General features: G+C 40.8%; 12 protein-coding genes. 5 read left to right on the top strand and 7 right to left on the bottom strand.

From position 1 onward, the window contains the following. The first annotated feature begins 12 nt into the window (after positions 1-12). Positions 13-1,749, top strand: a complete 1,737-nt coding sequence (locus tag ACWATR_RS00865) for an ABC transporter ATP-binding protein (RefSeq protein WP_460328600.1) — start codon at positions 13-15, stop codon at positions 1,747-1,749. A gap of 141 nt (positions 1,750-1,890) precedes the next feature. Here the strand turns inward: ACWATR_RS00865 and ACWATR_RS00860 are convergent, their stop codons facing one another. Continuing rightward, the gene (locus tag ACWATR_RS00860) at positions 1,891-3,099 is read right to left on the bottom strand and encodes a NupC/NupG family nucleoside CNT transporter (RefSeq protein ID WP_460340104.1); all 1,209 of its coding nucleotides are present in this window, start codon (positions 3,097-3,099) and stop codon (positions 1,891-1,893) included. A gap of 335 nt (positions 3,100-3,434) precedes the next feature. On the opposite strand from ACWATR_RS00860, the gene ACWATR_RS00855 reads away from it, so the two are divergent. After that, entirely contained in the window at positions 3,435-8,879 is a 5,445-nt protein-coding gene (locus tag ACWATR_RS00855) for a trifunctional serine/threonine-protein kinase/ATP-binding protein/sensor histidine kinase (RefSeq protein WP_460328598.1), read from the top strand. A 2-nt stretch (positions 8,880-8,881) separates the two neighbouring features. Here ACWATR_RS00855 and ACWATR_RS00850 read toward each other — a convergent pair whose 3' ends face one another. The 5 genes from ACWATR_RS00850 to ACWATR_RS00830 form a co-directional block, all read right to left on the bottom strand. Continuing rightward, entirely contained in the window at positions 8,882-9,736 is an 855-nt protein-coding gene (locus ACWATR_RS00850; RefSeq protein WP_460328596.1) for a hypothetical protein, read from the bottom strand. Between the two features lie 100 nt (positions 9,737-9,836). Next, a complete protein-coding gene (locus ACWATR_RS00845) occupies positions 9,837-10,184 on the bottom strand; it encodes a type II toxin-antitoxin system RelE/ParE family toxin (protein WP_460328593.1) in 348 nt (115 codons plus the stop codon). Continuing rightward, a complete protein-coding gene (locus ACWATR_RS00840; protein WP_435025706.1) occupies positions 10,181-10,435 on the bottom strand; it encodes a hypothetical protein in 255 nt (84 codons plus the stop codon). Before ACWATR_RS00840 ends, ACWATR_RS00845 begins: the two co-directional genes overlap by 4 nt. Before the next feature lie 141 nt (positions 10,436-10,576). Further along, complete coding sequence (locus tag ACWATR_RS00835) at positions 10,577-11,710, bottom strand: ATP-binding protein (protein ID WP_460328589.1); 1,134 nt, start codon at positions 11,708-11,710, stop codon at positions 10,577-10,579. A gap of 88 nt (positions 11,711-11,798) precedes the next feature. Beyond that, positions 11,799-13,199: an amidohydrolase gene (locus ACWATR_RS00830; RefSeq protein WP_460328587.1), complete on the bottom strand. Its 1,401-nt coding sequence runs from the start codon at positions 13,197-13,199 to the stop codon at positions 11,799-11,801. Positions 13,200-13,280: 81 nt separating this feature from the next. Between ACWATR_RS00830 and ACWATR_RS00825 the strand changes: the two genes are divergently transcribed. The 3 genes from ACWATR_RS00825 to ACWATR_RS00815 all read left to right on the top strand — a co-directional run bounded on the left by ACWATR_RS00825 (position 13,281) and on the right by ACWATR_RS00815 (position 15,076). Then, positions 13,281-14,060 (top strand): cysteine hydrolase family protein, encoded by a 780-nt coding sequence (locus tag ACWATR_RS00825; RefSeq protein ID WP_460328585.1) that lies wholly within the window; start codon positions 13,281-13,283, stop codon positions 14,058-14,060. A gap of 205 nt (positions 14,061-14,265) precedes the next feature. Further along, positions 14,266-14,721, top strand: coding sequence for a cupin domain-containing protein (locus ACWATR_RS00820; RefSeq protein WP_460328583.1), 456 nt, complete (start codon positions 14,266-14,268; stop codon positions 14,719-14,721). Between the two features lie 193 nt (positions 14,722-14,914). After that, positions 14,915-15,076: a hypothetical protein gene (locus ACWATR_RS00815; protein WP_460328581.1), complete on the top strand. Its 162-nt coding sequence runs from the start codon at positions 14,915-14,917 to the stop codon at positions 15,074-15,076. Here ACWATR_RS00815 and ACWATR_RS00810 read toward each other — a convergent pair. Beyond that, positions 15,073-16,164, bottom strand: coding sequence for a 2-aminoethylphosphonate aminotransferase (locus tag ACWATR_RS00810; RefSeq protein WP_460328579.1), 1,092 nt, complete (start codon positions 16,162-16,164; stop codon positions 15,073-15,075). The genes ACWATR_RS00815 and ACWATR_RS00810 overlap by 4 nt on opposite strands. Between the last annotated feature and the right edge of the window lie 5 nt (positions 16,165-16,169).

The raw sequence follows: 16,169 nt of genomic DNA, 5'->3' as shown, positions 1-16,169 counted from the left end.
TCTTACTTACCTATGAAAGTCCGCTCTAGTTACTGGCAACTGTTGCCTTATCTCTGGCCCCAATGGCCGCTGTTAATTCGGGGATTGGCTTGTATTCTAGGATTTGTGTTATTCACCCTAGCAGTGCCCTATTTAGCAGGTCAGGTCGCTTTTTATCTTGGCCAGGGAAATGTTAACCAGATTGCCTACTGGCTCGGACTAGCCACTGTGGTATTTTTGGTTCGAGGGCTTTGTCAATACGGGCAGAATGTCTTTATGATTGCTGCTGCCCTGAACATGGTTTTAAACTTGCGTAAGCGGGTTTATGCTCACCTGCACAAACTTGGATTAGATTACTTTGAAACCACACAGACAGGAGACTTGACTTATCGCCTGACAGAAGATATTGATCGCGTCGGCGAGATTGTAGACAAGTTATCCCATCAGTTTCTTTCCAATTTTTTGCAGTTAATTGCAATTCCCATTTACATGCTCTACCTGAATTGGCCGCTCACTCTTGCAGGTTTGATTTTGGCTCCTTTAATGGCTTGGTTAATCGGGCAATTTGGTGAGCGATTACTCGTGCTATCTCGCCAGAGCCAAAATCAGGTTTCCAATTTGTCGGCGATGCTAACTGAAGTATTTAGCGGGATTCGCATCGTTCAAGCTTTTGCAGCCCAAGAATATGAGGTGAAGCGATTCAATAAAGAAGCAGAAATCAATCGCCAAGCTAAATATCGCGCTCTACAACTCAAATCCATTCAGTTTCCCGTTGTTGGTTTTTTGGAAGCAGTTAGTATTATGCTGCTGTTTTTATTGGGAGGATGGCAGATTTCTCAGAATCAGCTGACTGCTCAAGGGTTTATCAGTTTCTTAGCTGCTGTGGCTTTACTGATTCAGCCAATCGACTTGTTGATTAGCAATTACAACGAGTACAAACAGACTGAAGCTTCCGTTGAACGCATCTTTGAACTGATGGCGAAGGAGCCTAGTATCAGCGAAAAATCCAATGCTCAGGCAATGCCAAGGGTTATGGGCAAGGTAGAGTATCGTCATGTCGATTTCGCCTACAATCCCGATCAGCCAGTGCTAAAGGATCTCTGCCTGAACGCTTCTCCTGGTGATGTCATTGCCTTGGTTGGTTCTTCTGGAGCAGGTAAATCGACGTTAATTAATCTTTTACTTCGCTTTTATGACCCTCAGAGGGGTCAAATTCTGGTTGATGATATTGATATCCGTGATGTTACACTCACCAGCTTGCGCCATCAAATTGGCATTGTTCCCCAAGATGTTACTCTTTTTTCGGGAACGATCGCTGAAAATATCGGTTATGGTCAGGAAAAATTAGATATATCAGCGATTCAAGAAGCAGCAAAGATTGCCAATGCTCACTCCTTCATCACCCAGTTTTCCCAGGGTTATCATACCTGGGTGGGAGAGCGGGGAGTTAACTTATCAGGAGGACAACGCCAAAGATTAGCGATCGCCAGAGCAGTTGCCAACGATCCTCGAATTCTCATCCTGGATGAAGCCACCTCTGCCCTAGATTCTGAATCAGAAGCACTAGTTCAAGAAGCACTAGAACGAGTGATGCAAAATCGTACCGTGTTTATTATCGCCCATCGCTTGAGCAGCGTTCGTCGGGCTGACTGCATTCTCGTAATCGAACAAGGAGAGGTGGTTGAAGCTGGTACTCACACCTCCCTGTTGTCTCAAGAAGGACGGTATGCCCGTTTTTACGCCCAACAGTTCTACTCTACAGATGAGTAGTAGTCTGTCAATAAATGAGTAATGAGTAATGAGTAATGAGTAATGAGTAATGAGTAATGAGTAATACTTATTACTTGTTACTCATTACTTCAAAATTAAAGACAGTTGGAGTCGGCGATTTATCCCGTCTCTCTAACTTTATCAAATCAACATCCCAGCAACACAAGCGGTGATAAAACCCGCTAACAATCCGCCAATCATTGACCTGACACCCATACGAGCTAAGTCATGCTGGCGATTTGGTGCTATCCCCGCAATGCCACCAATGGTAATGCCAATTGAACCTATATTCGCAAAATTACATAAGGCATAAGTCGCAATAGTTACTGCACGCTGGGAGATTTTACCACTCTCAATTAGTGCCTTCAAATCTAAAAAAGCAATAAACTCATTCAAAATTGTCTTTGTACCTAATAATGCCCCAACTTGCCGACAATCAGCCCAAGGTACGCCCATTAGCCACGCCACGGGAGCCATAATAAAAGACAAAATCCACTGTAATGAGAGTTGCTGTAAGCCTACAAATGATCCCAACCATCCCAAAAGTGCATTGAGAGCAGCCAATAATCCCAAAAAGGCGATAATCATCACCCCAACGTTAACTGCTAGCTTCACACCGTCAATTGCTCCAGTAGTAGCAGCATCAATGACATTTACATAATTCGTTTCTACATCTACTTTTGCTTTACCAAGCGTCTCTGAAACTTCTGTTTCTGGGTAAAGTAATTTTGATACCACCAATGACATGGGAGCAGTCATAAAGAAAGCAGCAATCAGGTGTTCTGTTGGGATGCCAAAGGAAAGATATGCCCCTAGTACTCCACCGGCAATTGTGGCAAAACCACCAGTCATCACGGCATGGAGTTCTGATTGCGTCATATTGGCTACATAAGGCTTAACCATCAACACTGATTCTGTTGGGCCCAAAAAGATATTACCTGCACAGGATAAAGATTCAGAACCCGATGTTTTCATCGTTTTCATCATTACCCACGCCATTACCTTTACCACCATCTGCAAAATGCCGTAGTAATACAAGACGCTGATGAAGGCAGAGAAGAAGATAATTGTCGGCAGCACTTGAAAAGCAAAGAAATGATCTTTAAAATTTTCTCCAAAGACAAATTTTGCACCGACATCAGAAAATGCTAAAAATTGGCTGACAACATCTCCCAGAGATTTAAACGCAGTCAAACCCCAAGGAGTTTTAAGAATCACTAGCGCAAATGCAAACTCCAATCCCAAACCCCATGCTACTATGCGCCAACGCACCGCACGACGATTAATAGAGAAAGCGTAGGATATACCGATAAAAACTAAGATTCCCAACGCAGAGATGGCGCGTTCCATGTTGACTCCTGGAAAGGTATTGCTAAGGCACTTAGTCACAGAGCATACACAAAATCTGCATTTTTTTGTGATTTTGTAGCCAATTACTAGAGTTTTGATGCTGTAAATCAGAATTTAGCGATCGCACATTCATTAAAAAGAGGCAGAGGGCAGGGTGCAGAAGGAAAAACTTTTCTCCCTTTCTCCCTGCTCCCTTGCTTCTTCCCCATTCCCTTCTGCGTGGAGTTTTTCATATCTTGTTACAAAATTGTCTCCCCAAATCTTAAGCACATTTGCATTAATGGGAACAATCAATGTGAACAACAAAAAATTAATCTTATAGGGAAAAGACAATCATGGCAGCACTAATTGGTTATCAAATAAATGAACTAATTTATTCCGGCTCAAAAACCCTAGTACATCGCGGCATTAGAGAATCAGATCAAAAACCAGTCGTGATTAAACTATTACGGCGTGAGTATCCCACATTTTACGAACTCGTGCGGTTTCGCAATCAGTACACCATTGCGAAAAATCTAGATATTGATGGAATTATCAAAACTTATAGTCTAGAGAACTATCAAAACAGCTATGCCTTAGTTATGGAAGACTTGGGTGGCATTTCTCTCCAAGAAGAGATGGCGAAATGGGGAGATAAGGGAATGGGGGGAAGTGCTGATGGGTTGCAGACATTTTTTCACATTGCTTTGCAAATTATCTCCATTCTTGACGGACTATATCACAACCGAGTGATTCACAAAGACATCAAACCCGCCAATATTTTGATTAACCCCACCACAAAAGATATAAGACTCATCGATTTTAGTATCGCTTCCTTACTTTCTAAAGAAACGCAAACTCTGACTAATCCAAATATTCTAGAAGGGACATTAGCATATCTTTCTCCCGAACAAACCGGACGAATGAACCGGGGAATTGACTACCGCAGCGACTTTTATTCCTTGGGTGTCACCTTTTTTGAACTCCTCACCGGACAGTTACCTTTCAAATCTGATGAACCGATGGAATTGGTGTATTGTCATTTGGCAAAGCTTGCTCCACAGGTACATAGTCTCAATCCCAATATTCCCCCAATTCTGTCTGAGATTATCAGCAAACTGATGGCAAAAAATGCCGAAGATAGGTATCAGAGTGCATTAGGGTTGAAATATGACTTAGAAATTTGCTGGCGTCAGTGGCGAGAAACTGGCAGTATTGATGTCTTTGAGTTAGGAGTGCGAGATATTTGCGATCGCTTCATCATCCCAGAAAAGCTCTATGGTCGGCAAGCAGAAGTAGAAAGCTTACTCGCAGCATTTGATAGAGTAGCACAGGGAAACACTGAGATGATTTTAGTAGCAGGTTTCTCTGGTATTGGTAAAACTGCCGTTGTTAACGAAGTCCATAAACCCATTGTGCGACAACGGGGTTATTTTATCAAAGGGAAATATGACCAATTCCAACGCAACATTCCCTTGGGAGCTTTTGTACAAGCATTTCGAGATTTGATGGGGCAATTACTTAGTGAAACCGATGCTCAACTTGAAAAATGGAAAGCCGCAATTCTCACAGCTTTGGGTGAAAATGCTCAAGTAATTATCGAAGTTATTCCCGAACTAGAAAAAATTATTGGGCAACAACCGCCAGTATCTGAACTTTCTGGGACTGCTGGACAAAATCGTTTCAATTTACTGTTTCAGAAATTTATCCAAGTTTTCACAACCAAGGAGCATCCTTTAGTGATGTTTCTTGATGATTTACAATGGGCAGATTCAGCATCTTTGAAGTTTATGCAATTGCTGATGATTGAAGCTGAAATTCACTATATGTTAGTTATTGGTACTTATCGTAATAATGAAGTTTATCCAGGACATCCGTTAATATTGACATTAGAAGAAATTCATAAATCTAGAGAAATTATTAATACTATTATTTTAGATAATCTCAATCGCATAGATGTAAATCATCTAATTAATGATACTCTTAAAGGTGACTTAGTAATTACCCAAAATCTTACAGATTTAGTATATCAAAAAACTCAAGGGAATCCCTTATTCACTAATCAGTTCCTCAAATCGCTGCACGAAGAGAAGTTAATTAACTATAACTTTGATATGGGTCATTGGCAATGTGATATTGCTCAGGTTAGAGCATTAGCTTTTACTGATGATTTAGTAGAGTTTATGGTGCTTCAGTTGCAGAAGTTACCAGAAGCAACTCAAAAAGTTTTGCAGCTTGCAGCTTCTATTGATAATCAGTTTGACTTAGCAACTCTCGCAATTGTCCATGAAAAATCTCTATCAGAGACAGCAGCAGACCTATGGAAAGCTTTGCAAGAAGGTTTAGTCATCCCCACAACTGAGGTTTACAAGTTTTATCAACAGGAGTCAGGAGCATCTCTAATTGCTACTGATTCTTGGATGCTGAATTCTGGCTCCTGTTCATATAAATTTTTGCACGATCGCGTTCAACAAGCTGCTTATTCTCTAATTCCTGAAGACCAAAAACAGACAGTACACCTGAAAATTGGGCGATTAATTTTGAGGAATATTTCTCTTGAACAGCGCGAAGAATATCTCTTTAAATTAGTCAATCAGTTAAATTTGGGAGTTAAACTAATTACTCAGCCAGAGGAACGAGAAGAACTGGCAAAATTAAATCTAACTGCAAGTCATAAAGCCAGAATTTCGACTGCTTATGAAGCTGCTATAGAATACATAAATTTTGGAATTAGGTTACTCACAGAAGATTGCTGGCAAGATCAGTATGAGTTAGCTTTAGCAATGTACTCAACATCTGCCGAGGTAGCCCATCTTAACGGTGATTTTGAACAGATGGAGCAATCAGTACAAGTAATATTAGAACATGGCAAAACCCTGAGCGATAAAGTCAAAGCCTACGAAGTTAAAATCTTATCTCTGGTAGCACAAAATAGAATGTGGGAGGCGATAAAAACGGGACTAAAAGTTCTCAAATTATTGGGGATAGAACTACCCGAACAGCCAACACCAGAAGATATTTCCCGTGGACTACAGGAGACACAATTAGCTTTAGAGGGTAAAGCCATTGAAGACTTACTAGAGTTAAAAGTAATGACTGAGCCAGATAAGTTAGCAGCCATGAGTATATTGACAAATATAGCTGCTGCTGCTTATTTAGTTATCCCAGAACTCTATCCCCTAATATTGTTCAAACAGGTTATGTTATCCCTCAAGTATGGAAATACCGCTAATTCTCTCTATGGATATTCATGTTATGGACTGATTCTGTATACTTTTCTTGGAGATGTTGAATCTGGTTATCAATTCGGTCAATTGACTCTCAGGTTATTAGATAAATTGAATGCTAAAGAATTCATAGCTAAGACCTATGCAGTTGTTTATGGCTCTTTGAATTCTTGGAAAAATCATATTAGAGAACTTTTGCATCCTATACAATCAGCCTATTCTAGCGGGTTAGAAACAGGAGATTTAGAATTTGCAGGTTATTGTGCATTTATTTATTCCTTGAATTCATATTTGGCTGGTAAAGAATTATCTTCCGTAGTACAGATAATAGAAAATTATAGTCAAGGACTCGCACAACTTCGTCAAGAACCATCGCGAATTAGAAATGAACTGTATCGACAAGTAGTGCTTAACTTACTTTCAAGAAATGAAAATCCTTGCCGTTTAATCGGTGATGCTTACAATGAAGAAACCATGTTACCGCTTCATTCCCAAAGTCATGACAAAACCATGATTTGTTCATTGCATTTTAATAAATTGGTTCTCTGTTATTTATTTGGTGAGTATACTCATGCGATTGAAAATGCTGAAATAGCACTGAATTATTTAGATAGTCTGATTGGAAGTCTGATTGTTCCTCTATTTCATTTCTATGATTCTCTAAGCCAATTAGCCGTATATTATGAGGCTTCTGAAGACGAGCAAGCATTCATCTTCAAACGAGTTACATCCAATCAGGAAAAAATGCAGAATTGGGCGCATCATGCACCGATGAATCATTTACATAAGTTTTATTTAGTGGAGGCTGAACGTTATCGCATTCTTGGCGAATATATTCAAGCAATGGAAATGTACGATCGCGCCATTTATGGAGCCAAAGAAAATGAATATATTCAAGAAGAAGCTCTGGCTCACGAACTCGCCGCCAAATTTTATTTGAGATGGGGTAAAGAGCAAATTGCCCAAACCTATTTGACAAATGCTTATTACTGCTATGTTCGTTGGGGCGCTAAAGCCAAAGTTTATGATTTAGAAAAACGTTATCCTCAATTACTCGCCCCAATTCTCCAATGGGAAACAATTCGCCTCAATCCCACAGAAATAGCATCTACTCTCCATAAAATACCCTTGTCTAGTTTTAATGCTGGTATGACAATTTCATCTTCATCTAGTAGCACCAGCATTTCCGAAGCTTTAGATTTAGCAAGTGTTCTCAAAGCATCTCAAGCACTTTCTAGCGAAATTCATTTAGAGAAGTTGCTTTCTACATTAATGCAAGTGGTGATGGAGAATACCGGAGCGAAAAAATGTGCTTTAATTTTACTCAAGGATAATGTTTGGGTGATAGAAGCAATCGCAACATTTCAGAAAGTGCCAACTCTTCTGCAATCTATTCCTATTGAGTTGAGCCAAGATATCCCTTTAACTCCAATTAACTATGTCAAACGCACTTTAGAAACATTGGTAGTTGATGATGCGATTGTGAAAAATTCCTTCACCTCCGACTCCTACATTATCCAACAACAACCCAAGAGTTTGCTGTGTACCCCAATTCTCCATCAAGGGAAGTTAATCGGCATCCTTTATTTAGAAAATAATCTCGTTGCCGGAGTATTCACCCATGAGAGACTCCAAGTAATCAATCTATTGTGTTCACAAGCTGCCATATCTTTAGAAAATGCTTCTCTCTATCAGCGATCGCAAAATAATTCCCAACAATTAGAACACTCACTCACAGATTTAAAGCAGATGCAACTACAATTGGTGCAAAGTGAGAAAATGTCAGCATTGGGTAATTTAGTTGCAGGTGTAGCCCACGAAATCAACAATCCTGTAGGCTTTATTGCAGGTAATATCCAACCTGCTGTTGATTTGGTTGGAGATTTGTTTCACCTGATCGAGCTTTATCAGGAAAAGTTTCCGAATCCGGGTGTAGAAATTGAAGAAGAAATTGCCACAATTGACCTAGAATATATTAGAGAAGATTTGCCAAAAATGATTTCTTCGATGAAATTAGGTATTGACCGCATTCGGAATATTAGCAACAGTTTGCGAACCTTTTCTAGAGCAGATACAGAAAATAAAGTTGCTTTTAATATTCACGATGGCATCGACAGTGCAATTTTGATTCTGAAGCATCGCTTAAAAGCATCGGAACTACATCCAGATATTAAAATAGTGAAAAAATATGGGGATATATCTTTAGTCAAATGTTTTCCTGGGCAACTCAATCAGGTATTTATGAATTTATTAGCAAATGCCATTGATGCTCTAGAGGAGTCTAACATTGGACGTAATTTTCACGAGATTAATAATAGAATTGAGATTAAAACTTGTTTGAATGAAGACAAACATCATGTTTTAATTTACATTCAAGATAATGGTATGGGAATGTCTGAGGAAGTCAAACAAAAGATTTTTAACCATTTATTTACAACTAAATCTGTAGGTAAAGGTACAGGATTAGGATTAGCGATCGCCCGTCAAATTATTGTCGAAAAACATGGCGGCACTCTAGAGGTTAATTCTGTACAGGGAGAAGGTACAGAATTTGTGATTCAAATTCCGATTTAAAATTACCCCTCCGGGCGTGGGTAGCCAAAGCTGAGATGGCTACCAATGAGTGTGTAGAAGTCATTGGGGGCGTGTGCAGCACCCCCTGCACAACCAGGAACCTTGCACTTATCGCTAACAGTTCGGGCGACTTTGTAAAGCTTGGTGGTGTGTGGTGTCATGTCCCAACCTTCGCCACCATAACTTGTGGTTTTTTCAATATTATGTAAAACGATCGCTTCCAGCCGCCAACCATTGATTTTGCATTCGCCCAAACGATAGATATTAGACAATGCTGGATCTGATAAAGCCAGACGTAACTCTCTTTCTATTTGTACAAAGTCAGGCTTTTCCGGCTGCATCTGCAAGTAAGCAAGCAATTCTGCGGCTGATGTGCCAGTTCTAAAAAACACCGATGCATAACCGTCTCCCCCAGAAACGACTCTCCAATCAACTAAGGTGAGTTCTGGTGACTGCGCCAGGGTAACAATCAGTGAGGTATCAGCTTGGTTATCTGTACCAGTTATGCCACCATAACCAGACTCAATGCCAAAATTGCGATCGCAAACACCAATAATTTGCCAGACATAGTGTGCAACAGTAACTATAGGTTCATCTCTTTGTATACCCGACATAACTTCAGCATAGTTGCTCTGGTCAACATACAAATCATAAGAACCTGGAGTATTGGAGTTTCCACATGGCGCATTGATTAATTTGCCAACAAAGTGGCAGTGTTTAAAGCCAGCCAGTGGATGCTGGCGCACCAAAGTAGCAAGGCGTTCAGCATCAGATGGAGCAAAAGTGGCACTGAAGTAGTAATGAGGACCTTGGCCGCATTCTTTGATTTCCCAGAACCAATCCTGAAATGTACTCATCTGTAAAGGCACACACAACAAAATAAGACCAAGATAACTGGTGGCAGATAAAATTAAACACCCAGGATATAACCTCTAGGCGATCGGGTGCAGTAATTTGTTAGGTGGCGTTGGGTTCTTCAGGATCTTCACCCAGGATTTGCTGTGCAGCGTGTCGGATGTACAGAATACGCACCATAGATACTTCTTGATCCTCCAAAATAGTGAAAAGGATGCGATATGAGTTGCGTCCTCGACCATAAAGTAGTTGTCGAATTTCTTGGCTGAAATACTCATTTTCTGGTGCTAAAGGACAGCGCTTCGGCATTTGAGACAAAGAATCAATCGCTTGCAGCAATTCGGCATACCATTGACTTGCCCTTGAAGGGGATGTGACTTGGGACAACCGAAGGAAGGCACTGTCTGCTTCAAACTCCGCCACACTGGAAATTTCGATGCGATATTTCATGAATCAGCTGGCAGATTATACTTGCGACGCTGTTCTTGAGCAAACTCATGAAAAGACCGGAATCGTCCTGTCTCAAAATCATCTAATCCTTGTTGAATCCCCTTTATTGCCTCCTCTGATTCTTGTACTTCCCACTCTAGGACACTGGTAAGCAACTCAGATGCTACAAAACTAACATCTTGACCTTGGCGAGTGGCTTTGTCACGTAATAATGCTTCTAATTCTGGGCTAAGGGTAATGACAATTGGCATAGAGCTACTTCCTTTGGCATTGAGCCTCTGCGCGATATTCTAGCAAACACAGCAATCAGTAGCTATCTAAATATTTTGTATCTTTCATCATACTGTTGATCCTAACCAGAAAGCCTTGTTTCATGGGGTGCAACTGACTTGTTAAGTTATATCTTTATGTACTCTCCAATATTCAAATAGATTTTTAACTTTCACCATCTCTACAGGTTTAAAAATAAAGTGCTGATCCTCTCTATCGAGGTCACTCTGAATATGCCTTCCGATATCTGAATCATCTATCTCATCCAGTTTATTTAAATTATTCGAGAGATAATTCTCAAATTCCTTACGCTCATCATGATTTCTGTATAACAGAAATATAGCCTCTCCACCCCTGCTCTGAAAGTCAATTTTGCTATCTGTCATGAAATTTAGAAACGCTCCATTCCTGCTTTGAAGCACATAGTAGATATACCAAACTTCACGTCTTGATACTCGAATATGACCATTACTAGGTACTGCTAATTCAATCCTCATTTCATCGCAGTACATATAAGGCAGAGTGAACAATGTTGTAGATAAGTATTTAAATTCTGCTTCTCCTATAAACGAACTTTTATTTATATAGAAATAACTAAATATATCCCTAAACTCTTTTGGCTCTCCGAATTTTATTTGATACTCAGGATTATATTTGTGATAAGCACACTCTTTATTTCCTATATCCTTGTCCCATTCCTCTGGCTTCCATAAGAAATCAACGATTCTATCGCTGGGCTGGACATCCAACCCAAAACGTTCTCGCCACATCATTTCAATTATTCTGATGTCAGCACTTTTGTCAATAGGTGTATTCGTATCAATGTTTCTTGTGTAAATGCTGTTTGCTCTTATTTGCTTGTCCCTATCTCTGTACTCGTCTCTTAAATAGTAAGGTTTAAAGGGTTTATCAAAGATTATTAAAACATCTATTTCATGGCTTTCTAATTCAAATGTCCTTAATTCGATCTCTGGTCTTATGTCGCCAGCAAACGGCTTTGAGCGCAAAAAATCGATCAAGTCAGTTTGTGACTTTCTATTTTCGTGCTCTACTCCTTTTATTTCACAGCCAGCTTGAGGATCGCCCACTCCAAATATTAGGTACTTATTTCCCTTATGTAACGAATTAGCGAGACAAAGAATATCGTGAAGCAGTGAAGCCTTATTGTCATGATGCTTCTCTTTAAAATCCCAATATTGACCTTCTCGCTTCGTTGCCACTAACTGTTTGATTTCAGCCTGTAGATTGAAATCCATTAAGACTCCGGACTGCAAAGGTGCAGTTTAACACATTAAATAGGGTAATCATAAGGCACAAGGGGATTGAAGCGTGTTTAATTGGGTTTCACAACCCCATAACCGTGCGATAATGAGCCTCGATTTGTGCTACAGTTTCAGACTTACGCTTTGTCTCCCATTGACTGCGGTTAAATAATTCTTGTCGCAATTCATCAACGTTAATTGTTGTCACTTTCCCATCAGCAACAATTTGCTTACCATTCACCCAAGCACTATCTACAACATTACTAGGACGACCTAAAACTAGCAAACCAATAGGATCTGTACGGGGTAATAATGATAAATTGGTGAGATCATAAAGTACCAAATCTGCTTGTTTCCCCACAGTTAAGGAACCAAGCTTATCTGCTATATTCAGACCCTTTGCACCTCCCAAAGATGCCATTTCTACTGCTTGTCTGGGTGTAATCCAATGCTGATAATCTGAGTCTGTAATATTATGTAAAATAGAACCAATTTTAATAGCTTCTAACAAATCTTGTGAGTCATTACTCGAAGCACCATCACAACCAAAAGTTACATTTATCCCAGCTTGGCGATATTTTAAAATGGGAGCGATGCCACTGCCTAAACGCAAATTACTTAAGGGATTATGAACAACTGTAGATTGAGTTTCGGCGAGGATGGCGATATCAGCATCATTTAACCAGACGCAATGAGCAAGTGAAGTGCGATCGCTCAAAAATCCGATTCTTTTCAAATGTTCCACAGCAGTACAACCGTACTTTTCTTCGGCGAGTTTTTCCTGTGCCCTGGTTTCAAGTAAATGGGAGTGACGACAAAGATTGTAGCGATCGCTTAACTCAGTACATCCCTGAAATAAAGCATCAGTACACAATTGAATTCCCGTTGGCGCAACTAAAATATTTACACCCTCATCTGGGCGATGAAACTGTCTTACCGCCTCTTCAATAATTTCCAATGTTGCCGCAGTTGAGCGAAAATAAGGCTCATGAGTTTGAGTTGATTCCCCGGATGGAATACCTGCGGTGAGAGATTCATCTTGAATTAAGGGGGCGATAAAGGCACGAATTCCTACTTCTCTGTAAGCGCGAGTTGCAATGGCGATCGTTTCTAACTCAAGTCCGGGAATTAACACCAGATGATCTACCACACTCGTCCCGCCGGAAAGTAAGGTTTCCACCGCAGTCCCCAAGGCGCTGAGATAAACCTCTTCGGGATCGAGGGGGGCAAAATCATACAGTTCCGCCAACCATAATTCTAAAGGGAACATTGACATGATTCCTCGCTGCCACATCTCTGATGAGTGGGTGTGGGCGTTGAAAAAGCCAGGTAGCAACAGCTTATTTTTGCCATCTATGGCAGTGCCGATTACTTGTAGATTAGGGGAAATGGCTGCGATCGCACCATCTACAATCTGTACGTCTACCGTTGCATAATCATCACTGACGGCAATCAAAACATTCTGGATGGTGAAATTTAGCATATTTAACCTTGATTAAGTAATTGTATTTTCAACTGAATTTCAAGTTACAAAATAGGAACTGGTGTTGGGTATTGCAATTTTATGAATTTACCATTACGGACATTGGGAGTTGCACCAAATGCGTGGACAGTGAATGATGCGATCGCAGATATCACTCGTCCTCAAAAGACCCCACAACCCGTTATTTTATCAACAGAAACTAAAACCCTGCGCTTAGACTTGGCAAAAGCTGCTATCCTCGTCATTGATATGCAAAACGACTTCTGTCACCCTGATGGCTGGTTAGCGCATATCGGTGTGGACGTAACTCCGGCGCGTCAACCTATTGAACCTTTGAACAACTTACTTCCAGAACTGCGTGAGGCTGGTGTTCCGGTAATTTGGTTAAATTGGGGGAATCGTCCCGACTTGCTCAATATTAGTGCTAGTTCGCGTCATGTTTATAACCCCACAGGGGGAGGTGTGGGATTAGGTGATCCACTGCCAAGCAATGGTGCTAGAGTACTCATGGCAGGTAGTTGGGCCGCAGCAGTAGTAGACGAACTAGAACAACTTCCCGAAGATATTCGTGTGGAAAAATACCGCATGAGTGGGTTTTGGGATACCCCATTAGATAGTATTTTGCGAAATCTGGGAAAGACAACATTATTTTTTGCTGGTGTTAATGCCGATCAATGTGTGCTAACCACGTTATGTGATGCCAATTTCTTAGGATATGATTGCGTATTAGTTAAAGACTGCACTGCTACAACTTCTCCTGAATATTGTTGGCTAGCGACATTGTATAACATCAAACAATGCTTCGGTTTTGTCGCTGACTCGCAAGCAATTTTAACAGCGCTGCAAAAGGGTGAGGAGTAAATCAATTTTGGATTTTGGATTAATTCCATGTATAAATGCTCTTTCTTAGATCAAGAATTTTAGATTTTTTATCGCGGTTCAGTTCGCTTTCTCTCAGACATTTTGAAATTTGGAATAATTAAAAATTTAAAATTCTGTGATTTAGGAATTGGATCTTAGTGTTAGGAATTTTCATACCCATCGATAACTTCAGAGGGGATAAAAAATGTACGCTACTCGTTGTGTAATTCCGGTTATCAAATCTCTCAAAGATTACCAGGTATATCGCATCAGTCCCAACGACTCTAATCGATTAGCAATTATTTTCGATTCGATAAATGCTAATACTTCCTTGACTTGCTGCATAGAAATTTTTGATGTTGGTGGACAAACACCGCCAAATCGCCATCAGTGGGCGGTGGAAATGTTTTTTGTCCTCAAAGGGGAAGCGATCGCCATGTGTGACGGCAAAAGTGCCACAATCAAGGCTGGAGATAGTTTATTAGTGCCTCCTACTGGTACTCATTTGATTAAAAACACTGGTTCTACTCGCTTGTATACGTTGACTGTGATGATTCCCAATGAAGACTTTTCGGAATTGATTCGCAGTGGCATTCCGTCGGAGTTAGATGAAGAAGATATGGCAGTATTGGGGAGATTGAATGCTTTGATGCCCTGTTAAAATAATTCGTAATTCGTAATTCGTAATTCGTAATTCGTAATGACGTTCTCTACGAGACGCTAAAAGCGTAGCTTGCAACTCTTACAGAGTACGCGGACTCGCTAACGTAATTCGTTTCTCGTTCCCATGCTCTGCCTCTGATCAAGCCAAATCCTCATGTAGAGACGCGATTTATCGCGCAATACAGTTCAGAATGAGCAACAAAACACTTGTAGAGACGGCGATTCATCGCGTCTTCAAAGACAAATTATCTACATCAGTAACCTTAACCCAAGCGTATTGGGTAGAAGGCGCAAATCATTTAGAGATTCGTTCTCTCGTTCCCATGAATAACATGGGAACGAGAGAATATTAGGAATGATCAATAATTTGTTTAACAACACCAATAAAGCGTTCCATATCAGCGTGAGTAATAGCTCCCATTGTCGATACTCGAAAGATAGATTGAGCTAAATTTCCCTGTCCAGAATAAATTATGTAGTCCTGTGCTTTCAGTTGGTCATGAAATTCCTCATACTTGAAACCGTCTGGCAAGTAGTAGGCATTCAAGACAACGGATGAACTACCAAGAGGAAGTAGGGGTTTAATTCCCATTGAGGCTAACCCGTCTCTGACTAAGCCGGCAAGTTGGTTGTAATGGCTGTGTCTGACACGCCAACCCCCGGCTTCTGCCATTTCTTGCAGAGCTTCTGTTAAAGCATAAAATGTCTGTACTGATTGCGTAAAAGGTGTGCCACCTCGGTCTTGTTGCTGGCAATAAGTTGCTAAATCTAAATATAATGTGCGGGGGATTGTGTCTACTGACGGCAGTGCATCCCGTTGCAGGATGACGAAGGATACTCCGGGGACACCATGCAGACATTTATTGGCTGTCGCAGCGCAAGCGGTGATTCCCCAATCTGCAAAATTTAATTCTTCAGCACCAAAACTGCTGACTGCATCTACTAATAGTTTGATGCGGCGTTCTTGGCAAATTGGCGCAAGTTCCGCTAAATTATTTAGGCGACCCGTAGTAGTTTCGTGATGGACGACAGCAAGATGGGTGATGTCGGCATTTTCATCCAGGAGTTTGATTAAAGCGTTGATATCGATTTCGGCATCCCAAGGATGGGAAAGTGTGATGTAATCAATGCCGTGGATTTTGGCGATTTTGGATAGTCGTTCGCCATACACACCGTTTTCAATTACCAGCAACTTCCCGTCTGTGGGTACTAGACTGCTAATCATCGCTTCCATCGCGGCGGTTCCAGAACCAGTGAGAAGAACTGCTGCCCAGCCGCTCCCAAGACCATAAACTTGAAGTAGCTGTTCGCGGATTTTGCTTTGAAGTTGGGAAAATTCCACCTCACGATGACACAAGTCGGGACGCAACAGGGCATTTCTAACGCGATCGCTTAAATTAACTGGGCCGGGATTTAGTAAAATCATTTTGTCATTTGTCATTTGTC

This window comes from Nostoc sp. UIC 10890 (genome assembly GCF_054786515.1).
This window is presented reverse-complemented; position numbering and strand designations above follow the sequence as displayed.

Coding starts and splice junctions, on each gene's coding strand:
- ACWATR_RS00865 (WP_460328600.1), top strand. CDS start 13: ATGAAAGTCCGCTCTAGTTACTGGCAACTGTTGCCTTATCTCTGGCCC.
- ACWATR_RS00860 (WP_460340104.1), bottom strand. CDS start 3,099: ATGGAACGCGCCATCTCTGCGTTGGGAATCTTAGTTTTTATCGGTATA.
- ACWATR_RS00855 (WP_460328598.1), top strand. CDS start 3,435: ATGGCAGCACTAATTGGTTATCAAATAAATGAACTAATTTATTCCGGC.
- ACWATR_RS00850 (WP_460328596.1), bottom strand. CDS start 9,736: ATGAGTACATTTCAGGATTGGTTCTGGGAAATCAAAGAATGCGGCCAA.
- ACWATR_RS00845 (WP_460328593.1), bottom strand. CDS start 10,184: ATGAAATATCGCATCGAAATTTCCAGTGTGGCGGAGTTTGAAGCAGAC.
- ACWATR_RS00840 (WP_435025706.1), bottom strand. CDS start 10,435: ATGCCAATTGTCATTACCCTTAGCCCAGAATTAGAAGCATTATTACGT.
- ACWATR_RS00835 (WP_460328589.1), bottom strand. CDS start 11,710: ATGGATTTCAATCTACAGGCTGAAATCAAACAGTTAGTGGCAACGAAG.
- ACWATR_RS00830 (WP_460328587.1), bottom strand. CDS start 13,199: ATGCTAAATTTCACCATCCAGAATGTTTTGATTGCCGTCAGTGATGAT.
- ACWATR_RS00825 (WP_460328585.1), top strand. CDS start 13,281: ATGAATTTACCATTACGGACATTGGGAGTTGCACCAAATGCGTGGACA.
- ACWATR_RS00820 (WP_460328583.1), top strand. CDS start 14,266: ATGTACGCTACTCGTTGTGTAATTCCGGTTATCAAATCTCTCAAAGAT.
- ACWATR_RS00815 (WP_460328581.1), top strand. CDS start 14,915: ATGAGCAACAAAACACTTGTAGAGACGGCGATTCATCGCGTCTTCAAA.
- ACWATR_RS00810 (WP_460328579.1), bottom strand. CDS start 16,164: ATGACAAATGACAAAATGATTTTACTAAATCCCGGCCCAGTTAATTTA.